Below are 22,674 nucleotides of genomic sequence, written 5' to 3'. Positions count from 1 at the left end.
ACCATTTTATTCCAATGAGGATGTTACAATGAGACGAGCTGTTGTTGTATTCAGTGGGGGGCAAGATTCCACTACCTGCCTGATTCAGGCAATTAATCAATATGATGAAGTACATTGTGTCACTTTTGATTATGGTCAACGCCATCGTGCCGAAATTGATGTTGCACGTAATATCAGTCATTCTCTTGGTGCTGTCGCACATAAAGTACTGGATGTCACATTACTTAACGAATTGGCTCTCAGCAGTCTGACTCGTGATAATATTCCTGTTCCCGATTACAATGAAAGTGAAAAAAGTGCCATACCCAGTACATTTGTCCCTGGCCGTAATATCTTATTCCTGACGCTGGCTGCTATATATGCTTACCAAGTTGAAGCCGAAGCAGTCATTACCGGCGTATGCGAAACTGATTTTTCCGGCTACCCTGATTGCCGTGATGAATTTGTCAAGGCACTGAATAAAGCAGTAAGCCTTGGCATTGCCCGTAATATCCGCTTTGAGACGCCATTGATGTGGCTCAACAAAGCTGAAACTTGGGCATTGTCCGACTACTACCAGCATTTAGACTTTATTCGTAGTCAGACATTGACTTGCTACAACGGTATTCAAGGTAATGGGTGTGGTACATGTGCAGCTTGTCATCTCAGAGCTAACGGATTAGAACAATATCTCAATGCGCCTGAGAAAATTATGACTGAAATGAAAGCAAAAACACATTTAGTTTAATCCAAATGGCAATGAGAGCTTTTTCCTCTCATTGTCCTGTTTGCACCAAAACTCCCATTATTTCACGTAATTCACCTTCAATAGACAAAGCTCTTTGTGTTTTCCTATCAATCCAGACAAACGTAGTTTTAGCATCTGCAATGAGTTGATTATTCCTCTTGCGTATAATTTCTTGAGAAAATACGCCACTCCTGTTTCTCAGCTCCGTCAACCGGCAATCCACCTCTAATTCATCACCAAGAACCGCTGAACTGCGATAATTAATATTAATATTAACCACTGCAAACCCAACATTGTTTTTCTGTATCCATTCCACTACAGAGTGTTTATGCAGCCACTCCCATCGAGCACTTTCTAGAAATTCCAAGTAGCGAGCATTGTTCACATGTTGAAATAAATCTATATGATAACCATGAACTTTTATAACTGAACTCATAATATTGCCTTAATGTTAATGTCACTCGTCTGATCAAGCTGATTTCACAATAGCAAAACAAAAAATTCATACTAATTAAAGTGATTTATTTGCAACCTTGATCACAACATCCTCATTCACAAAATAAATCATGAATAAGGATGAGGGAAATATATACTAGTAGCTTAACTTATTTCTGTTTCGTTCAACGAAAACTGGCCCTATTCCCTGAACCTCTTGTAATTGTTCCACCGTAGTAAATGCACCATGTTTTTCCCGATATTCAACAATCCCCTGTGCTTTTTTTACTCCAATACCATTCAGTGCTTTTGCTAACTCTTCTGCACTTGCAGTATTAATATTCACCTTTCCTTTTTCCTCTACTTTCAAAGCTTCCTGCTGCTGTAGCTGCTTTTCTGATGAAGAATGGCTAGTAGTACTGACTGTTTTAGCTACTTTGTCTTTTACTTGTTCGGCGGCAATCGCAAATTGTCCGCCACACGCATAAAGCAAGCCAGCAACCAGAACAGATAAAATTCCCGATTTTTTCATATATGAATTCCTCCATGTTTTATTAGCGAGAAAAAGATTGCCACAGATAAATTTGAGCACAATGGACGAAGATCAGATATGCGAAAGGCCGCGAAAGCGGCCTTTATTGACAAGATAATTACAAAGATATTTGCGATACTCTCCGCAAATTTTTATTCGATATGACCTAACTTAATTTTGGCTTTTTCACGCAGACTTATCAGCAAAGATTCCAGCATAGCGTTACCCATTTCACTCTGGTAAACACCCGTCATGCTTTTAATTTGTTCCTCCGATACAACACCTGGAGTCACTTTATCCAGTTGAATCAGCACAACGTCATCCAAACTATTTTTCGTCAAACCATATTCTGCCTGACCTTCTTTTGGCTGTGGTAACGCGAACACTGCATTAACTAACATATTATCTTGAGATGTACGCTGAATAACCTGGGATTCACCAAACTGAATACCTGCATTTTTCAAGGCTTGCTCACCTTTACCTTCCTTTAAGGCGGCCAGTAACTTATCGCTTTCGACTTGAAGTTGTTTTTCAGCTTTCTGACGTTTAACCAGTTCAGTAACCTGTTCTTTAACTTTTTCGAAGGGTTGTACTGTTTCTGGTTTATAATTGTCTACACGCAGAACAAATGCACGATCACCTTCAACGGAGATAACATCAGAGTTAGTTCCTGTTGGCCCCTGCCCATCAACAAGATTGCCTTCAAAAATGGCATGAATAACAGAACTAAAGTTAATCTCTACCGGCACATGATTACGATCAAACCAATCAGTCGTCACAACCTTAATACCTGAAATTTCCTCAGCAGCAGCTAAAGATTCATTATCGCTGGTAGCAGCATCACTGACTTTCTGTTGCAGAGCATAGAAAGCATCTACTGCTTTTTCCTGCTTAACCGTTTTTTCAATTTCAGAGCGAACTTCAGATAAGGGTTTAATTATTTGAGGTTTAATCTCATCCAAATGGAAAATAGCGAAGCCATTAAGAACCTTAACCAAAGAAGAAATTTGGCCTTTCTCTTTTAAATTAGCTTGTCTCAACTCTTCAGGAAGAGCATCTTCTTCCATCCAGCCGATATCACCGTGATTTTTCGCTGAAAATTTATCGGTGGACTTTTCAGCCGCCAATTTACCAAAATCAGCACCTTTATTTAGCTCATCAACTACTGTTTTAGCCTCAGCTTCAGTTGCAAGCTGAATTAAACTGTACTTTTTCTGCTCTGGTTGTGTATAGCGTTTTAAGTTGTGCTCATAGTAAGCATCAATATCAGCAGACGTAGCGGAAACCTTATTCATTTCATCTACAGCATCCATTTTGATATAGCTGACTTTCACTTCCTCAGGAGCAATAAAGCTGCTCTTATTCAGATTATAGTAATCTTGCAAATCTTTATCTGTTACTTCCTGCTGCGCCTGAATTTTCTTCAGCTCCAGTGTAGCCAAACGGGCGGTTCTCTGTTGCAAAAACAATTCAGCATTGAGTTTCACTTCACTCGGCAAAGCTATTTCACTACCAGAAAAAGCCATAATTAATTGTTGATTAACTAAATTCTGACGTGTTTGTTCAGCAAAAAGATCCGGACTCATATTGGAACGGTTGAGCAACTCCAGATATTTGTTGTTATCAAATTTACCATTTATCTGAAAGTAAGAAGTATTTCGGATAAAATCCTTAACTTGCTCATCACTGGCAGATAAACCTAATTCACGGGAATATTGTTCAATTAATACATTATTAATTAGACGCTCCAAAGCCTGATTACGAATCTGCTTCATGCTTTGTTCGTCACTTGCCAACACAGAGAATTTATCTCCCAATTGATCTTTCAAGGTGTCTCTCTCTTGCTGAAACACCCTCTCCAATTCAACACGACTGATAGTCTGACCATTCACTTCGGCAGCATAACTACCAGCTCCACTTGTCAGGTAGCCCCCAACTCCCGTCAAAACAAAAGACAGGATAATGAGAGCCAGCACGATTTTAAGCACAGGACTGTTTGCCGCCGTGCGTAGGTTGTCCATCATAAAGAGGCAAAACTCCGCTTTGGTGAAATTGAAAATACCATATTACGCTAATTCAAGCGCTAAGAGAAAAAAAGCGCACCAATTAATTGATGCGCTTCTATTTTAACTTACCAAACCTATCTCGTCAGTCTATTGTTTGCCAATATACCCGTCATCTTTCAAGTTGCCTCTTTGTTGGCTGCACTCACTCACCCCGGTCACATCGTTATCTATGCTCCCGGGGATTCGCTCCCTTGCCGTCGCGATCCATCTTGAAATCCATTGGGTATATAACAAGAACTGATAAACAATATTTGGTTTGTGTCACCCATTAACAGCGTCTTTCAAACCTTTACCTGGACGGAAAGCAGGTACTTTAGCCGCAGCAATTTTGAGCTCTTTTCCTGTTTGAGGGTTACGGCCTGTACGTGCAGAACGTTCACGAACAGCAAAAGTACCGAATCCCACCAGAGCAACATCATCACCATCCTTCAATGCACCCGTTACAGAAGAAATGAATGCATCTACTACACGCCCCGCAGCTACTTTAGAAATATTAGAGTCAGCAGCAATTTTGTCGATCAGTTGTGATTTATTCACTCTTATCATCCCCATATAGTTTTTACTACCGCATCAGAATCCCAACGGATAACCCGATAGCAGTGCCGTTATATCAATCCTTTCCGATATTGGCAAGAAATCATAAGACAACAAAATATTTATTAAGCAGTTTATCCAAGTTAATAATATAAAAAAGCTGGTAAGCCTGAATTCACTTACCAGCCTATATTTCATTCATACTTATTGAAAAAGTTCACTATTTTTGTATTACTTGACTGACACTAATTCTGCGCCAAACGCAGGGTTCTGCAATGTAATAGACAAAACATCTTCAATACGTTTAACTGGATGGATCTGTAGATCTGCAACAATGTTCTGGGGAATTTCTTCCAGATCACGTTTATTCTCTTCCGGAATTAAGACTGTTTTAATTCCACCTCGATGGGCAGCTAATAGTTTCTCTTTCAAGCCACCGATTGGCAGAACTAAACCACGCAACGTGATTTCACCCGTCATAGCAACATCCGCCCGAACTGGATTACCGGTCAGACAGGAGACTAATGCTGTACACATGGCGATACCCGCACTTGGGCCATCTTTTGGCGTCGCACCTTCCGGAACATGGACATGAATATCCCGTTTCTCATAGAAATCAGAGTTGATACCCAACTTATCAGCACGAGCACGAACAACTGTTAATGCTGCCTGAATGGATTCCTGCATAACCTCACCGAGTGAGCCGGTATAGGTTAGTTTACCTTTCCCTGGAACACACGCGGTTTCAATGGTCAGTAAATCACCACCAACCTCAGTCCATGCAAGCCCTGTGACCTGACCAATACGGTTTTCTGTATCTGCACGGCCATAATCCACACGTTGAACACCCAAATAATCTTTCAAGTTATCTGCATTGATTTCAATATGTTTTAAATTTTTATCCATTAACAATGTCTTCACCGTCTTACGGCACAACTTAGAAATTTCTCTCTCTAAACTACGCACTCCGGCTTCACGAGTATAATAACGGATAATGCCAATAATAGCACTGTCATCAATAATTAATTCATTTCTTTTCAGAGCATTACGTTCAATCTGCTTAGGCAGCAAATGACGCTTGGCAATATTTAACTTTTCATCTTCGGTATAACCGGAAAGACGAATAATCTCCATGCGATCCAACAATGGTGCTGGAATATTCATAGAATTGGATGTTGCAACAAACATGACATCTGACAGATCGTAATCGACTTCCAGATAATGATCGTTAAATGCCACGTTCTGTTCTGGGTCCAAAACTTCCAATAAGGCAGAAGCTGGATCACCACGCATATCGGACGACATCTTATCAATCTCGTCCAGTAGGAATAGGGGATTTTTCACTCCAACTTTGGACATTTTTTGAATCAATTTGCCCGGCATAGAGCCAATATAGGTACGGCGATGACCACGAATTTCCGCTTCATCACGGACCCCACCCAATGCCATACGCACATATTTCCGCCCGGTCGCTCGTGCAATAGACTGACCTAAAGAGGTTTTACCCACCCCAGGAGGACCAACCAGACATAAAATCGGTCCTTTAATTTTGCTAATTCGGCTTTGTACTGCTAGATACTCAAGGATACGCTCTTTCACACGCTCTAAACCATAATGGTCGGTATCCAGAGTTTCCTGAGCTTTAACTAAATCTTTTTTAACTTTACTGCGAGCAACCCACGGAACCTGCACCATCCAATCGATGTAGCTACGGACAACCGTCGCTTCCGCCGACATAGGAGACATCATTTTCAGTTTTTGCAATTCAGCTTCGGCTTTTTCACGAGCTTCTTTGGGCATTTTTGCCGCTTCAATTTTGCGCTTCAGGGTTTCATACTCATCAGGCGCATCATCCATTTCACCCAGTTCTTTTTGAATCGCTTTCATCTGCTCATTCAGGTAGTACTCGCGCTGGCTTTTTTCCATTTGTTTTTTCACGCGGTTACGGATGCGCTTTTCTACCTGTAACAAATCAATTTCTGATTCCATCATTGCCATCAGATATTCAAGACGCTCAACGACATCAGACATTTCCAAAACAGTCTGTTTATCACTGAGCTTCAATGGCATATGCGCAGCAATTGTATCAGCTAATTTAGCTGCATCTTCAACACTGTGTAGCGAAGTCAAAACCTCTGGCGGGATTTTCTTATTTAGCTTAATGTAGCCTTCAAACTGATTAATAGCTGTCCTGATCATAACTTCCTGCTCACGTTCATCAACGATCGGTGAGTCAAGATACTCAGCATGAGCAGAAAAATGTTCGCCATTGTCAGTCAGAGTTGTAATGCGGGCACGTTTCAACCCTTCAACAAGCACTTTTACGGTGCCGTCAGGCAATTTTAACATTTGTAAAATAGAAGCTACTGTACCAACGGAGAAAAGGTCATTAACCCCTGGCTCATCAGTCGAAGCTTCTTTTTGCGCAACCAACATGATTTGTTTGTCATGATCCATTGCTACTTCTAGGCAGTGAATAGACTTCTCACGCCCTACAAACAATGGGATCACCATATGCGGGTAAACCACCACATCGCGCAGAGGCAATACAGGGATTTCTATGCGTTCGGAACGCTCAAGATTCATAGAGCTCTCTCTTCGTTTAGCTTTCGCCAGTTTTTAGGGAATCTCGTGAAACGCGGTTCTCACGAGTTTCACTCCATAGAATATAAAATATATGGGGACAGGAATTTGACATTCAATAGTATGATACTTTAATAAAAATAAAATGAGGGTAGTCCCCTCATTTTATTCAATAATATCTCGTTTAGTGAATTCCCTATCCTAGACTCAATTATTCACCAGAAACCTGGGCATCCGGTTTGCTGTAAATCAGTAAAGGCGCAGATTGACCATTGACAACCGATTCATCTACAACAACTTTCCCAACGTTTTCCATTGATGGCAGATCATACATAGTGTCCAACAATGCGCCTTCAACGATAGAACGCAGGCCGCGGGCACCAGTCTTACGAACCATTGCTTTCTTAGCAATAGCTGTCAGGGCTTCACTTCTGAATTCCAGATCAACACCTTCAAGGTTAAACAGTGCTTGATACTGCTTGGTCAACGCATTCTTAGGCTCTTTCAAAATCTGGATCAACGCATCCTCACTCAATTCACTGAGCGTGGCAACAACAGGTAACCGCCCAATAAATTCAGGGATAAGACCAAATTTGATGAGATCTTCTGGCTCAGCCTGTGCAAGCAATTCGCCTTCAGTCGCTTTTTCTGACTCACCTTTGACTTTCGCACCAAACCCAATACCTGTACTGGTATTTAGACGCTGACCAATCACTTTATCCAGACCTGCAAACGCACCGCCACAAATAAACAAGATCTTAGAGGTATCTACCTGCAAAAACTCCTGTTGTGGATGTTTACGCCCCCCCTGAGGAGGAACCGCCGCAATTGTACCTTCAATCAGTTTCAGCAGCGCTTGCTGTACGCCCTCACCTGAAACATCCCGAGTAATTGACGGGTTATCAGATTTACGTGAAATCTTGTCAATTTCATCAATGTAAACAATACCGCGCTGAGCTTTTTGCACATCGTAGTCACATTTTTGCAGTAATTTCTGAATAATGTTTTCTACGTCTTCTCCCACATATCCCGCTTCAGTCAGCGTAGTCGCATCTGCCATAGTAAAAGGAACATCAAGATAACGGGCCAATGTTTCAGCCAATAGTGTTTTACCACTCCCTGTCGGCCCAATCAGCAGGATATTACTTTTACCTAATTCAACACCGTTACTGGTATCGCCATTACGTAACCGCTTGTAATGGTTATAAACAGCAACCGCCAACACTTTTTTCGCCGTTTCCTGACCAATTACATAATCATCCAAATGCTGACGAATTTCATGAGGCGTTGGTAATGCATTACGCTCACGATGTGGTACAAGCTCTTTAATTTCTTCGCGAATGATGTCGTTACATAAATCCACACATTCATCGCAGATATACACTGACGGGCCAGCAATCAATTTTCTCACTTCATGTTGGCTTTTCCCGCAGAAAGAGCAATACAGCAGCTTTCCTGAACCGTCTTTGCGCTTATCTGTCATCAGTCACAACCTCACTTTATCAACTGCTCACCCAGATTCGTCTGGCAAAGCAGGAAACTTCTGCTATTACCCCGAACGTCATAGCCTTACCAAGTGGTAAGCCGAATGTTTATATTATAGCTTCTGGGAATAATAAATTAATCGCGATGGGTGAAAATCTTATCAACCAATCCATATTCTACGGCTTCGTCTGCTGACAAGAAACGATCACGTTCTGTATCTTTCGCGATCTCTTCAATAGGTCTTCCCGTATGTTTTGCCATCAACTCATTCATACGCGATTTCACTTTCAGTATTTCCTGAGCGTGAATTTCAATATCTGTAGCTTGCCCCTGGAAACCGCCTAATGGCTGATGAATCATAACCCGGGAATTTGGCAAACAGATACGTTTTCCCTTTGCCCCAGCAGTCAACAAGAATGCTCCCATTGAACATGCCTGCCCCATACAAATAGTACTGACATCCGGTTTAATAAACTGCATCGTATCATAGATGGACATTCCCGCAGTAATCACACCACCTGGTGAATTGATATATAAGAAAATATCTTTTTCCGGATTCTCTGCTTCAAGAAACAACATCTGAGCTGCAACCAGATTTGCCATGTGATCTTCAACCTGACCGGTCAGGAAAATAATACGCTCTTTTAATAAGCGAGAATAGATATCGTATGAACGTTCTCCACGAGCAGTCTGTTCAACTACCATCGGCACCAAAGCCATGTGAGGCGCATATTGATCCCGCTTGTCGCTATATGACATTTTCGTCTCCTAATAGAATTCATGTTGGTGCCATTCATAACCAATTCTACTTGAGATAAGCGATGATGACCATGATTCAAAGTTAGCCAATCAAGGGGGAATCCCCCCTGAAAAATTTTGCAATCATATACATAATATTAAAAAGGATCTGAGGGTAAACCCACTTTTTTCAAGAAAAATCTTGCCTCTTATTTATAAAAAAACCCGCAGGTTAATCTGCGGGTTCATTCCACTGAGATGATAAATTCATTATCTCATGACAAAAATAAAGCTTATGCCATTTGATTCTGATTCATTAACTCATTGAAAGTTGTTTCTTTTTCAGAAACTTTTGCTTTACCCAGAAGAACTTCAACAGCTTGTTCTTCTAAAGCAACATTACGAACATTATTCATCAATTCTTGGTTTTTACCATAGAATTCGATCACTTCTTGAGGAGCTTCATAGGCAGAAGCCATTTCCTCAATTAATGCTTTAACACGTTCTTCATCAGCTTTCAATTCATTACTACTGATAACTTCGCCTAATAACAAACCAACAACAACGCGACGCTTAGCCTGTTCTTCAAACAGTTCACGAGGCAGTTCCAAAGCTTGTTTTTCATTGCCGCCGAAACGCTGAGCAGATTGACGGCGCAGAACATCAATTTCGCTATCAACAACAGCAGCAGGAACTTCGATTTCGTTAACTTTAACTAATCCCTCGATAACCTGAGATTTAATACGGTTACGAACTGCATTTTTCAGTTCACGTTCCATATTTTTACGTACTTCTGCACGCAGACCATCAACAGTGCCATCAGCAATACCGAAACGTTTGATGAATTCTTCATTAAACTCTGGCAGCTCACGCTGTTCCACTTTTTTCAACGTGATTGCAAACTTAGCAGCTTTACCTTTCAGATTTTCAGCGTGATAATCTTCTGGGAAATTCACATCAATGGTAAATTCTTCCCCAGCTTTATGGCTAATGATACCCTCTTCAAAACCTGGGATCATACGACCCTGCCCCATAGCCAGAACAAAATCAGAAGCCTTACCGCCTTCAAACTCTTCACCATCGATAGAACCATTGAAGTCAACAGTCACACGATCTTCTGCACTAACAGCTTCTTCAGTTTCTTTCCAATTAACCTGCTGCTTACGCAATGTTTCCAGCATTGCATCAACATCTTCGTCTTTTACTTCAACAACGGGCTTTTCAACTTCAATAGATTCCAGATCTTTCAATTCAATTTCTGGATAAACTTCAAACTCTACAGAGTAAGTAAAATCTTCACCATTTTTGAATTGTTCTGGTGCATAACTTGGCGCACCTGCTGGATTAATTTTTTGTTCGATGATTGCATTAATAAAGTTACGTTGCATCAGATCACTCAGAACATCCTGAATGACAGAAGCACCGTAACGTTGTTTAACAACGTTCATAGGCACTTTGCCTTTACGGAAACCATCGATACGAACTTTTTTTGCTACATTGACCAACTCACTACTAACTGCTTTCTCAACATCGGCAGCAGGAACGGTGATTGTCACACGACGCCCAAGGCCTTGAGTGGTTTCAACAGAAACTTGCATCTTTTTACCTCAAAAAAATCATAGTGCTCGGTCAACTCCAGAGACCATACAACCAGCACATATTTTATGTACCAATCGCAACACTCTCTACGAACCGGGGCGGTCGCATTTAAAAACCGAGAATCCCTGATGTCAGAAGCGTCCCGAAACCATTCTAAAAATTAGACGCGACATTATAGCGATGCAGAGGGTGTGAGTCGAGAATTGCTGAAAAAAGCCCGAACTATTCATCAACTTCACAGGATAACGACTATTCAACGGCTAAATTTGCATCCAAAATGTATCATATATATACCCTATGGATTTCAAGATGGATCGCGACGGCAAGGGAGCAAATCCCCGGGAGCATAGATAACGATGTGACCGGGATGAGCGAGTGCAGCCAACAAAGAGGCAACTTGAAAGATGATGGGTATAAAACGTAAAAACGGCCCGAAGACCGTTCACTGGATTTATTCAGTTGTGTAAGAAAACGCCCCAAATTAAGCATCGATCAGCAGATTTCAGGCAACAATATTACCCCCACGACATGCCGGTGACGCTAAAACAGTATCCTGTAATTCATTCCACTCTTTTTCTGTATAGGTATGCAACGCCAAAGCATGAACACCTGCGGACAATTCTGCCGATAATACGCTGTAAACAGAACGATGGCGATTTAGCATACGTTCACCAGCAAATTTATTGCTGATGATTACGACTTTAAAATGGCTTTCAGAACCTATGGGTACATTGTGACGATAACTTTCATCAATGACCTCAAGATATGAGGGATTAAATGCAACCTGTAATTTCTCTTCTATATCCTGATACACCATATCATTCCCCTTAACCACACAGTAGTCATACTGCCAACCATACTAATAATTTTAGTCTATTCTCCATAAGTTATAGCATCAACGCATTAAAATATCTTTTAATCGAATCTCACATCATAAGGTTTTTATATGCGTTTACCCCATCAGAGATATGCCATGATCAAAAGGCAGTGCTATTATTGACGTAATTTATGCTATTGATAAGTATTACTGGATATCCTTATCACTGATGAGAAAATTAACATGTTGAAAAGAATCTTATTCCCACTCATTGCACTTTTTCTTCTTGCAGGCTGTGCAGCTCCCAGCAATACCCTGACCATCGAACCTAAAATTACATTGCCAACAGCAGACCCAACGATGGGTGCGATTACCATCAGTATCAGCGGTGCCGACAATCGTCAGTCTCAGACACTTGCTCAAGTTAACCGCAATGCAAAGCTGGAAATACTGAAACCATCCCGTGATCTGCGCTTTCTACTCCAGGAAATCCTGGAAAAACAGATGACCGCTCGTGGTTATATGATTGGCTCTCCGGCCAATGCCAATCTACAAATTATTGTGAACAATTTATATGCAGACGTTAAAGAAGGTAGCCTGCGCCATAATATTTCAACAAAAGCCGATATTTCCATCATTAGCACAGCGCAAAATGGCAGTAAACAAGTTAAGAATTATCGCACTAGCTATAATGTACAAGGTCCTTTAGGCGCAACTAATGAAAAAATTGCTGATGCAGTTAATACTGTATTATCAGAAGTCATAGCAGATATGGCTCAAGATCCTTCCATCAGCAATTTCATCAAACAAAATGCTCGCTAATTAAAGGATTAATTATTTACTCTGCCCGCCAAGGGCAGGGTCTTGGGAGGCTCATGTCTTATCGTTATCTCACCGTTTTTACCCAACATAACTCACGAATCCTGCTTTTACTCGGCTTTGTTTCTGGTTTACCGCTCGCACTGACTGCCAGCACCCTGCAAGCATGGATGACCGTTGAAGACATTGATCTTAAAACAATTGGCTTCTTTTCACTTGTCGGCCAAGCGTATGTTTTCAAATTTCTTTGGTCCCCTTTTATGGACCGCTTTATCCCCCCTTTTCTTGGACGTCGCCGTGGTTGGCTACTTGTTACACAGTTATTACTTATAGCCAGTATCGCGGCAATGGGCTTTCTCCAGCCATCTCAACATTTATGGTGGCTAGCCACACTGGCGGTAACCGTCGCTTTCTGTTCTGCATCACAGGATATCGTCTTTGATGCTTATAAAGCCGATTTATTGAGTAGCGAAGAGCGGGGTGTAGGTGCTGCCGTTTCGGTACTTGGTTATCGATTAGCCATGTTAGTTTCAGGCGGGTTAGCATTATGGATCGCAGACCGCTATATTGGCTGGCAACACACCTACTGGTTGATGGCTGGACTAATGCTGATTGGCGTCTATGCGACGTTAAAAGCTAGAGAGCCTGAGATTGACGCTCTACCACCAAAAACACTCCAGCAAGCTGCAATAGAACCATTAACCGATTTTTTTAATCGCAATAATGCGTGGCTGATACTGCTGTTAATTGTCATGTATAAAATGGGGGATGCCTTTGCTGCCAGCCTAAGTACCCCATTTCTTATCCGTGGTATTGGTTTTGATGCTAGTGAAGTTGGAATGATCAACAAAACTCTGGGATTAACAGCAACTATCGTTGGTGCATTATATGGTGGTTATCTGATGCAACGATGGAGTTTATTCCGCTCTCTCATGATCTTTGGCATTCTTCAAGCGATTTCCAATATTGGATACTGGCTGTTATCCATTACTGACAAAAATATCTACACTATGGGCAGCGCCATTTTTCTGGAAAATATCTGTGGCGGAATGGGAACCGCTGCATTTGTTACCTTACTTATGGCGTTATGTCATAAATCATTCTCTGCAACACAGTTTGCTTTATTATCTGCCTTATCTGCTGTTGGACGCGTCTATGTCGGCCCAATCGCGGGTTGGTTCGTTGAGTTACATGGCTGGCCAAACTTCTATCTATTCTCTATAGCGGCCTCTGTTCCAGGCTTATTGCTGTTATTTATCTGCCGCCAGACTCTGGCTTATACCCAACGAGCTAACGATTTTATGCCACGTACTGAGTTTAGAAATTTCTATCGTCTAGCTCTTGGCTTACTATCATTTGCAAGCATCTTGCTCACGTTCTGGTTACTTACCATCACCACCAATGCTCTTAACTGGACTCATGCACCTTATCTGGCCGAAACATTACTATTATGGGGAGCACAGATTGGTATCACAGGCACCATTCTCGGCAGCTTTCTAGATTATCTCGCATTAAGAAGGAACAAATTGGCTTAAAAGGCGAAAATATTAAGTGACTTTATTAAAGGTTGACGACTGTCAGCCTTTGATATCTCTGCCCTCTTTTTAAATACTTAAGTGATAGCGATCACACTTCAAATAGTCATTTGCCCAAAAATGCTATTTTCGCGTGATTATTTGATTGTTCGATATTCATATCCGCGTAGAATTAGACTACCATTTTAAGGGTTATTTAATATAGCTTTAAAACCCAAAACCTCTTTTCATGGATGCGTTAGAGAAATTTATGAGAACAACCATTCTGGCTACTGCTTTATTCACCACCGTCTCAGTTCCAGCTTATGCTGAATATCAAGGGGGCTTTGCTAATATCAGCATGAACTACCTCGACTGGACTAGCCATACCACACACAAGTCAGGGCAAACCTCTCATAAAGACGACTTTGCCTACCTGGAACTGGAAGGCGGAGCCGGATTTAACTGGGGTGAATTATACGGGTTCTTTGATCTGGAAAATGCTTTCAACAAGCAGCATGCTGAACCAGGGGATAACCAAAGATACACTTTTAAAACAACTGGTCGTTTTTATCTGGCTGATACGGGTTTCAATCTCTATGGTCATGTTTATGGTACTTACTCCCTCCCAGGTACAGCACATGGCGGGAACTTCCATGAGGTAAATACCCTCTATGGTATTGGCTACAATACTGATTTCGCCGGTGTCTGGTTCAAACCGTTTGTTGCGCTGCACTATGTTGACCAAACTTTCTACTCCGGTAATAACGGCTATGTCGTTGGTTGGGTTGCGGGTTACGACTTTCAACTCTGGGAAGAAAAATTCAGCATAACTAACTGGAATGAAATAGAGCTTAATCGGAATGAACGCTATGGCAACGGTGGACGGAACGGTACCAATGGTGCAATAGCGTTATGGTGGACACCTCACCAATCCTTCACAACCGGCATTCAATATCGATATGCCGAGCATAAACTGGGTGAAGACTTCTGGCAGGATGGGATTGTTTACACTATCAAATATAATTTCTAATTATTGATTTTAATTGTGAGCTACCAAAAGTGGCTCACAATTAATTTAATTCTTAAATAAGATGGCCGCGGTGGAAATTTTTAAAGCAAATTTTTATATTTTTTTCCTCTTCTCTAAAAAATATAAAATAACTTTAATATAAATTCGTATTTCCGCCCTATTTCGTTACAATTAAATAACCTTTTCAAGCTAACTTCTGATTAATCCTCCATTTGCATGTGATCCCATCGACATAAAGGGTAACAACCCCTCAACTAACTATTACAAATGTTTACACTCCAGTAGCCTTACCGTAGAATGCCCGCACTGATGAAACGACAATAGAGCTTTTGTTATTTGGAGTCGTTAGATGAGACTTATGAAATACAATAAAAGTATTGGGATATTGTCAATACTAGCGGCTACTCTTGTGCTGAGTGGCTGCGATATGGTATTGATGAACCCTAAAGGCGCCATCGGCGCTGAACAAAAAACGCTGATACTCACGGCTATTGGCCTGATGCTGATCATCGTTATTCCGGTAATCATCATGGCATTCACTTTTGCCCTGCGTTACCGCGAAGCCAATAGAAGTGCTACCTATCGCCCTAACTGGGCACACTCAAATAAAATTGAGCTGGTAGTATGGACCGTTCCTATCATTATCATTATTATTTTAGCAACCATTACCTGGAAAACAACCCACGAGCTTGACCCATATAAGCCGCTGGTTAGCGATGAAAAACCCGTAACTATTGAAGTCATCTCTCTTGATTGGAAATGGCTATTCGTTTACCCGGAGCAAGGTATTGCTACAGTTAACGAAATTGCTTTTCCTACCGGAGTGCCTATTAACTTCAAAATCACCTCTGATTCCGTGATGAACTCATTCTTCATCCCGCAGTTAGGTGGTCAAATCTATGCAATGGCTGGTATGCAGACTAAACTTCACTTAATTGCCGATGAACCTGGCGTTTATAAAGGTTTGTCCAGTAGCTATAGTGGTCACGGCTTCTCTGGCATGAAATTTACTGCTACCGCTACCGCAGATCGGGAAAGTTTTGAACAATGGGTTCAAAAAGTGAAAGCCTCTCCCAAAACCTTGGATACCATGCAAGCATTTGATGAGTTAGCCAAACAAAGCCAGAATCATCCGGTTGAATACTTCTCAAGCGTTAAACCTAACCTGTATCAAGACATTATTGCCAAATTTATGGGCAACATGAATATGCATGGCGGCCACGGTGCAACAACAGGTCATAACATGAATATGAGCGAAACTGCTCATGCCGGAGTTGAGGAATAAAGTAATGTTGGGAAAATTAACACTTGATGCAATCCCACTGCATGAGCCCATTGTCATGGTTACTCTTGCAGGGATTCTCTTCGCAGGGCTCGCAATTGTCGGAGCCCTGACCTATTTCCGTAAATGGAAATGGCTATGGAGCGAGTGGTTAACCAGCGTTGACCACAAGAAAATCGGTATTATGTACATTATCGTGGCTCTGGTCATGATGCTCCGTGGCTTTGCCGATGCCATCATGATGCGTGGTCAACAGGCTGTCGCCTCTGCGGGTGAAGCAGGTTTCCTGCCACCGCATCACTATGACCAGATTTTTACCGCCCACGGCGTCATCATGATTTTCTTCATGGCGACACCTTTTGTTGTCGGTCTGATGAACATCGTGGTTCCACTACAGATCGGCGCTCGTGACGTGGCATTCCCATTCCTGAACTCACTGAGCTTCTGGTTTTTCGTCGTCGGCGTTGCACTGATTAACATCTCTCTGGGTGTAGGTGAATTCGCTCAGACCGGCTGGTTAGCTTATCCTCCGCTCTCAGGTATAGAATATAGCCCAGGCGTTGGGGTCGATTATTGGATATGGAGTCTTCAGATATCCGGCATTGGTACCTTGCTGACAGGCGTTAACTTCTTTGCGACGATCCTGCGTATGCGTGCTCCTGGCATGTCCATGATGAAAATGCCTGTATTTTCTTGGGCAGCACTCTGTACTAACGTATTGATCATCGCCGCATTCCCGATTCTGACAGTTACCATTGCCCTGCTAACCTTTGACCGCTACATGGGCACCCATTTCTTCACCAATGATATGGGTGGCAACATGATGATGTACATCAACCTGATATGGGCTTGGGGTCACCCTGAAGTTTACATTCTGGTGTTGCCGGTCTTTGGTGTTTTCTCTGAAGTGACTGCGACGTTCTCGAAAAAACGACTGTTCGGCTATACATCTCTGGTATGGGCAACCATTGCCATTACCGTACTGTCGTTCATTGTATGGCTGCACCACTTCTTTACGATGGGCTCGGGTGCGAACGTTAACGCCTTCTTCGGCATAGCCACCATGATTATCTCGATTCCGACAGGCGTTAAGATCTTCAACTGGCTGTTCACCATGTATCGAGGCCGTATTGAGTATAAAACACCGATGCTGTGGACCGTTGGCTTCATCGTCACCTTCTCTATCGGTGGTATGACTGGCGTTCTGCTGGCAGTTCCAGGCGCAAACTTCGTTCTGCATAACAGCTTGTTCCTGATCGCACACTTCCATAACGTTATTATCGGTGGTGTTGTCTTCGGTTGTTTTGCCGGTACTGCTTACTGGTTCCCGAAAGCTTTCGGTTTCACACTGAACGAAAAATGGGGTATCCGCGCATTCTGGTTCTGGATTATCGGCTTCTTTATCGCCTTTATGCCAGTTTACGCGCTCGGCTTTATGGGGATGACTCGCCGTATTAGCCAAGATATCAACCCTGAATTCCATACTCTACTGGTCGTCTCCGCGATTGGTGTTGCACTGATTGCCGTTGGTATCCTGTGTCAGGTCATTCAATTCTACGTTAGTATCCGTGACCGTGACCAAAACCGTGACCTGACCGGCGACCCTTGGGGCGGGCGTACTCTGGAGTGGGCAACATCTTCTCCACCACCGTTTTATAACTTTGCTGACGTTCCACATGTGCAAACGCGTGATGCATGGTGGGATATGAAAGAAAAAGGCACAGCTTATAAACGTCCTGCTAAGTATGAAGAAATTCATATGCCTAAAAATGCCGGTGCAGGTGTAATTATTGCTGGCTTCAGCTTGCTGTTTGGTTTCGCCATGATTTGGCATATCTGGTGGCTAGCTATCGCAAGCTTTGCGGGCATGATTATCACTTGGATTGCAAAAAGCTTTGATGAAGATGTTGATTACTACGTACCCGTTGCTGAAGTTGAGCAAATTGAGAATCAACACCATGAACAAATTAGCAAGGCAGGTCTGAACCATGTCAACTGAAACTATGACTAACCACAATCATGCCCACGAGCATCACGGGCACCACGATGCGGGAGCCACTAAAGTATTCGGTTTCTGGGTCTACTTGATGAGTGACTGTATTTTGTTCGCATGTCTATTTGCGACTTATGCAGTACTCGTTAACGGAACCGCAGGCGGCAAATCTGGTAAAGAGATTTTCGACCTCTCTTTCGTATTGGTCGAAACTTTCCTACTGTTATTCAGTAGTATCACTTATGGCTTTGCCATGTTAGGCATGAACAAAGGAAAAGTCGGCCAAGTTAACGCCTGGCTCGGTATGACTTTCCTGTTCGGCCTTGGCTTCGTGGCGATGGAATTGTACGAATTCCATCACCTGATTGTTGACGGCCACGGCCCTGACCGCAGTGCATTCTTGTCCGGATTCTTCGCACTGGTTGCTACTCACGGTATCCACGTTACCTGTGGTCTGGTCTGGATTATCATCATGATAATCCAAGTAACCCGCCGCGGTTTAACTGATGTAAATAAAACCCGTCTGAACTGCCTGAGCTTGTTCTGGCACTTCCTGGATGTGGTATGGATCTGTGTATTTACCGTTGTTTATCTGTTAGGAGCTATGTAATGAGTCATTCCAATACCGCTCATACTGGAGCTAGCCACGGTAGCCTGAAGTCTTATCTGATCGGCTTTGTTCTTTCGGTCATCCTGACAGTGATTCCGTTCTGGATGGTAATGGATGGTTCCGCCTCCCATACGACTATCCTGACAACAGTAGTCGCTCTGGCTGTGGTGCAGATTATTGTTCATTTTATTTACTTCCTGCACATGAACACTTCGTCAGAAGAGCGCTGGAACTTAGTCGCATTGCTGTTCACTATCTTGATTATCGGTATTGTTGTTGTTGGCTCACTATGGATTATGTACAACCTCAACATTAATATGATGGTTGATTAAAGAGCTGCATATATGATTAAGCAATACCTGCAAGTAACTAAACCAGGAATTATTTTCGGCAATTTAATTTCTGTGATCGGTGGTTTTCTACTCGCCTCGAAAGGGGTGATTGATTACCCTTTGTTCATCTCGACTCTGCTCGGTGTTTCACTAGTCGTGGCTTCTGGTTGTGTATTTAACAACTACATTGACCGTGACATCGATCGGATCATGGAAAGAACAAAAAACCGCGTCCTTGTAAAAGGGCTTATTGATCCGAAAATCAGCCTGATTTATGCATCAATACTGGGTATTGCTGGCATAGTGCTGCTCTATGCAGCAGCCAATGCTTTAGCAATGCAATTAGCGATTATCGGTTTTGTCATCTATGTAGGGGTTTACAGCCTCTATATGAAAAGGAAATCTGTTTATGGCACGTTGATCGGCAGTTTGTCCGGTGCTGCACCTCCGGTTATCGGTTATTGTGCAGTAACTGGTCAGTTTGATACGGGCGCGTTGATCCTGTTACTGATTTTCAGCCTGTGGCAAATGCCGCACTCCTACGCCATTGCTATTTTTCGTTTCAAAGATTACCAGACAGCCAATATTCCTGTACTGCCCGTCATTAAAGGCATATCTGTGGCGAAAAACCACATTATCCTTTATATCCTAGCATTTATGATTGCAACCCTTATGTTAGCCATCAGCGGTTACGCTGGTTACAAATATCTGGTTGTTGCAGCAGCAGTGAGCGTCTGGTGGCTAGGAATGGCGTTATCCGGTTACAAAACTGATAATGACCGCATTTGGGCTCGTAAATTATTTATATTTTCCATTGTGGCAATCACTTCCCTGAGTGTCATGATGTCTATTGACCCACATGTGCCCTCAGAAGCCTTCCTAACTTACGTCCGGTAATTTTCCCTGATGGCAGTGGCTACCCCCTCTGCCATCAGTTTCCTTCCAGCCTGTTATCCACTCTCCTTAACACTTCAATATTATTAATTCAATTAACTATTTACCCCTTATTGAAAACCTATCTACAATGACGCATCAAAATATTTCGAGGTAATCATGAACGATAATAAAATGACGCCACTTGAGCTTCGGGCGACATGGGGCCTAGGTTCAGTTTTTTCTCTGCGAATGCTAGGCATGTTCATGGTTCTTCCTGTATTAACAACCTATGGACTTCATCTAAAAGATGCCACCGAAACACTTATTGGCATCGCCATTGGCATTTATGGTCTAACCCAAGCCATTTTCCAGATCCCTGTTGGCCTGTTTTCTGACAAAATTGGCCGTAAGCCCTTAATTGTTGGCGGATTATTGCTATTCATCCTTGGCAGTATTATTGCTGCTCTCAGTGACTCCATCTGGGGCATAATAATTGGGCGAGCGTTACAAGGCGCTGGAGCGATATCTGCTGCAATTATGGCGCTACTTTCTGATTTAACCCGTGAACAAAATCGAACTAAAGCGATGGCTTTTATTGGCATTAGCTTCGGAATAACTTTCGCCATCGCCATTGTACTTGGCCCAATCCTTACGAATGCCATTGGATTAAATGGCCTATTTTGGGGAATTACCATTCTGGCCGGTAGTGGCATTCTGATAACATTATTTGCTGTTCCTTCCACCGATAAACATATTATTAACCGTGAATCAGGCATTGTTCGTCACAGTTTCAGTAAGGTTCTGGCTGATAGCCAGTTGCTAAAACTTAACTTTGGCATTCTCAGTTTGCACACTTTGTTAATGGCAAGTTTTGTCGCCCTTCCTTTGGTGATGCAACAAGCGGGGCTCCCTACCCAACAACACTGGAAGGTTTATCTGATCACTATGCTAGTTTCATTCTTATCTGTTTTACCTTTCATTATTTACGCAGAAAAAAAGCGCCGCATGAAACAAGTGTTTTCACTGTGTATCACGATGCTGCTGATTGCTGAAATTGTATTGTGGGCGGCGGGACATCACTTATGGGTGATTTTTATCGGCATACAAATTTTCTTTATTGCTTTCAATGTAATGGAAGCTATCCTGCCATCACTTATCAGTAAAGAAGCACCAGCGGGTTATAAAGGTACAGCAATGGGTATCTACTCCACCAGCCAATTTTTAGGTGTCGCTTTAGGGGGTGGTCTCGGTGGTTGGTTATATGAATTAAAAGGAGCACCGCTGGTATTTGCGGCAGGTATCGTTCTGACAATCATTTGGCTCATTATTAGCATAACAATGAAACAACCTCCTTATGTCAGCAGCATCAGAATTTTTCTACCAGAAAATATAGTCAATAAAGCATTGCTGGAACAAAAAATTCTTGTTCAGCCAGGCGTTTGCGATGTCGTTATTGTTCCGGAGGAGCATAGTGCCTACATAAAAGTAGATACTAAGCTGACAAGCAGAGCACAACTTGAACAATTGATAGCCAATAATAACACGATAGATTAAATATCAAACCAGATAACCCCTACTCACTCCGATTCGATATTAAGGGAAACTGGGAGAGGGGCATTCCTAGTCAGAATGCATCATAAATTAAAAATAACAATAAAAACAATATGTTAAATACAAATAAATCACAAAATAAAAAGATATGCACACACATATGTACAAACCGAAAAAGCACTTAGGTATGAAGCGTAGTACATCATTAAGAGGAAAAGGAAGAGGGAGGGTAGATTATGAAGCCGGACTAACCGGCTTCGTTGTTCTGCCTGCACGGCAGTGTACTTGCTCTTCAAAAATCAGCATTTCTAAGCTACTTGTACAGTAGTTAGTTAATGCTAAACACATTTAAAGTCATTAGTCAAATTTACTTCGGCACCTCCGGCCATTCCACATCAGGCGCTTGATTCACATCTACACGCGTAAGCAATACTCTGTACTTCTTCCATTCGAGTAGAGCGGCTTTCTCTGAGTCAGTAGCAACTTCTAAGTCAACAGAGTCTTGTAGCAATGAGAGTGTTTCATTTGCTTGTTGTAACAGTGCTGCTTGTTGTTGCTTAGCTTCATTAATCTGATGAGATTTGAGAAGGTCTTTATCAACTACCCATTCTTTACCGTTCCACTTATCGAAGTCTGTGGGAGGCTTCTTGAACGTCAGGGTATCCGGCAATTCACCGATTTCTGTTATCTCAGTCGGAGCGCGAGTTAACGTGTCGTAAGCTGTTTTGCCACGGTAATCCGGGAGGATTTGCCAGCACTTACCGTCTTCACTGCGACAAACGGCCACATCGCGAGAATCGGGAAGTTCTGGCGCATCGGGATAAGCACCGGCAGATAAGCTGACACCGAGCATGACATACTCAATATCTGAAACTGTGAATTCTCTCGTTATCTGATTCGAGTGATAAACCTTTATCCACCCTGCTTGAATAGCCAAACCATCTTTACCCAATACGGCTGTTTCATGCTCTAAAGAGTATTTTTGTTCTGTCATTATGCTGCTCTCACTATGTAATTAAAGGCGACGTTGCGGGGGCGGGTTTCGTTTCCGCCTGTATTGTTAGCAATTGATGTATCAGTTGCGTTGCCCTTCACATCACGCCCTAGCGGGTAACAATACCCGTTCACAGACCCTTGATTTAGGGACA

Annotated in this window: 20 protein-coding genes; 10 read left to right on the top strand and 10 right to left on the bottom strand. The window is 42.4% G+C overall.

The window, feature by feature from the left end:
• Positions 1–28: 28 nt before the first annotated feature.
• Entirely contained in the window at positions 29–727 is a 699-nt protein-coding gene (gene queC / locus AACQ83_RS12260) for a 7-cyano-7-deazaguanine synthase QueC (protein WP_112877937.1), read from the top strand.
• A gap of 28 nt (positions 728–755) precedes the next feature.
• Here the strand turns inward: queC and AACQ83_RS12255 are convergent, their stop codons facing one another.
• The 9 genes from AACQ83_RS12255 to bolA all read right to left on the bottom strand — a co-directional run bounded on the left by AACQ83_RS12255 (position 756) and on the right by bolA (position 11,516).
• Positions 756–1,163, bottom strand: coding sequence for an acyl-CoA thioesterase (locus AACQ83_RS12255; RefSeq protein WP_112877936.1), 408 nt, complete (start codon positions 1,161–1,163; stop codon positions 756–758).
• A 156-nt stretch (positions 1,164–1,319) separates the two neighbouring features.
• Positions 1,320–1,694: a ComEA family DNA-binding protein gene (locus AACQ83_RS12250; protein ID WP_112877935.1), complete on the bottom strand. Its 375-nt coding sequence runs from the start codon at positions 1,692–1,694 to the stop codon at positions 1,320–1,322.
• 152 nt (positions 1,695–1,846) lie between these two features.
• Complete coding sequence (gene ppiD / locus AACQ83_RS12245; RefSeq protein WP_112877934.1) at positions 1,847–3,718, bottom strand: peptidylprolyl isomerase; 1,872 nt, start codon at positions 3,716–3,718, stop codon at positions 1,847–1,849.
• Between the two features lie 303 nt (positions 3,719–4,021).
• Positions 4,022–4,297, bottom strand: coding sequence for a nucleoid-associated protein HU-beta (gene hupB, locus AACQ83_RS12240; protein WP_112877933.1), 276 nt, complete (start codon positions 4,295–4,297; stop codon positions 4,022–4,024).
• Positions 4,298–4,525: 228 nt separating this feature from the next.
• A complete protein-coding gene (gene lon, locus AACQ83_RS12235) occupies positions 4,526–6,880 on the bottom strand; it encodes an endopeptidase La (protein ID WP_112877932.1) in 2,355 nt (784 codons plus the stop codon).
• A 208-nt stretch (positions 6,881–7,088) separates the two neighbouring features.
• Positions 7,089–8,360, bottom strand: coding sequence for an ATP-dependent protease ATP-binding subunit ClpX (gene clpX, locus AACQ83_RS12230; protein WP_112877931.1), 1,272 nt, complete (start codon positions 8,358–8,360; stop codon positions 7,089–7,091).
• Positions 8,361–8,497: 137 nt separating this feature from the next.
• Positions 8,498–9,121, bottom strand: a complete 624-nt coding sequence (clpP, locus tag AACQ83_RS12225) for an ATP-dependent Clp endopeptidase proteolytic subunit ClpP (protein WP_058588443.1) — start codon at positions 9,119–9,121, stop codon at positions 8,498–8,500.
• A 272-nt stretch (positions 9,122–9,393) separates the two neighbouring features.
• On the bottom strand, positions 9,394–10,698 hold the full coding sequence (gene tig / locus AACQ83_RS12220) for a trigger factor (RefSeq protein ID WP_112877930.1): 1,305 nt from the start codon (positions 10,696–10,698) through the stop codon (positions 9,394–9,396).
• Positions 10,699–11,201: 503 nt separating this feature from the next.
• The gene (gene bolA / locus AACQ83_RS12215; protein WP_112877929.1) at positions 11,202–11,516 is read right to left on the bottom strand and encodes a transcriptional regulator BolA; all 315 of its coding nucleotides are present in this window, start codon (positions 11,514–11,516) and stop codon (positions 11,202–11,204) included.
• Between the two features lie 243 nt (positions 11,517–11,759).
• Between bolA and AACQ83_RS12210 the strand changes: the two genes are divergently transcribed.
• From AACQ83_RS12210 to AACQ83_RS12170, 9 genes are all read left to right on the top strand, one after another.
• Positions 11,760–12,338 carry a lipoprotein gene (locus AACQ83_RS12210; RefSeq protein ID WP_112877928.1) on the top strand — a complete coding sequence of 193 codons (579 nt, stop codon included), beginning with the start codon at positions 11,760–11,762 and terminating at the stop codon, positions 12,336–12,338.
• A gap of 53 nt (positions 12,339–12,391) precedes the next feature.
• Complete coding sequence (gene ampG / locus AACQ83_RS12205) at positions 12,392–13,870, top strand: muropeptide MFS transporter AmpG (RefSeq protein ID WP_112877927.1); 1,479 nt, start codon at positions 12,392–12,394, stop codon at positions 13,868–13,870.
• A 250-nt stretch (positions 13,871–14,120) separates the two neighbouring features.
• Positions 14,121–14,882, top strand: coding sequence for a nucleoside-specific channel-forming Tsx family protein (locus AACQ83_RS12200; protein ID WP_112877926.1), 762 nt, complete (start codon positions 14,121–14,123; stop codon positions 14,880–14,882).
• 349 nt (positions 14,883–15,231) lie between these two features.
• The gene (cyoA, locus tag AACQ83_RS12195) at positions 15,232–16,167 is read left to right on the top strand and encodes a cytochrome o ubiquinol oxidase subunit II (RefSeq protein ID WP_112877925.1); all 936 of its coding nucleotides are present in this window, start codon (positions 15,232–15,234) and stop codon (positions 16,165–16,167) included.
• Between the two features lie 4 nt (positions 16,168–16,171).
• On the top strand, positions 16,172–18,163 hold the full coding sequence (cyoB, locus tag AACQ83_RS12190) for a cytochrome o ubiquinol oxidase subunit I (protein WP_112877924.1): 1,992 nt from the start codon (positions 16,172–16,174) through the stop codon (positions 18,161–18,163).
• Complete coding sequence (locus AACQ83_RS12185) at positions 18,153–18,767, top strand: cytochrome o ubiquinol oxidase subunit III (protein ID WP_112877923.1); 615 nt, start codon at positions 18,153–18,155, stop codon at positions 18,765–18,767. The genes cyoB and AACQ83_RS12185 overlap by 11 nt, the downstream gene beginning before the upstream one ends.
• Positions 18,767–19,099, top strand: coding sequence for a cytochrome o ubiquinol oxidase subunit IV (locus AACQ83_RS12180; protein WP_036775099.1), 333 nt, complete (start codon positions 18,767–18,769; stop codon positions 19,097–19,099). The genes AACQ83_RS12185 and AACQ83_RS12180 overlap by 1 nt, the downstream gene beginning before the upstream one ends.
• A 12-nt stretch (positions 19,100–19,111) precedes the next feature.
• Positions 19,112–19,996: a heme o synthase gene (cyoE, locus tag AACQ83_RS12175; protein WP_112877922.1), complete on the top strand. Its 885-nt coding sequence runs from the start codon at positions 19,112–19,114 to the stop codon at positions 19,994–19,996.
• A gap of 156 nt (positions 19,997–20,152) precedes the next feature.
• A complete protein-coding gene (locus AACQ83_RS12170) occupies positions 20,153–21,529 on the top strand; it encodes an MFS transporter (RefSeq protein ID WP_112877921.1) in 1,377 nt (458 codons plus the stop codon).
• Positions 21,530–21,893: 364 nt separating this feature from the next.
• On the opposite strand, the gene AACQ83_RS12165 is transcribed toward AACQ83_RS12170, so the two are convergent.
• Positions 21,894–22,520, bottom strand: coding sequence for a tail fiber assembly protein (locus AACQ83_RS12165; protein ID WP_112877920.1), 627 nt, complete (start codon positions 22,518–22,520; stop codon positions 21,894–21,896).
• Between the last annotated feature and the right edge of the window lie 154 nt (positions 22,521–22,674).

It is taken from the genome of Photorhabdus sp. S10-54, assembly GCF_963878145.1.
In the GTDB taxonomy this organism is placed as follows: domain Bacteria; phylum Pseudomonadota; class Gammaproteobacteria; order Enterobacterales; family Enterobacteriaceae; genus Photorhabdus; species Photorhabdus kayaii.
Note: the sequence above shows the minus strand (reverse complement) of the source record. Positions and strands in the feature narration are given on the sequence as shown.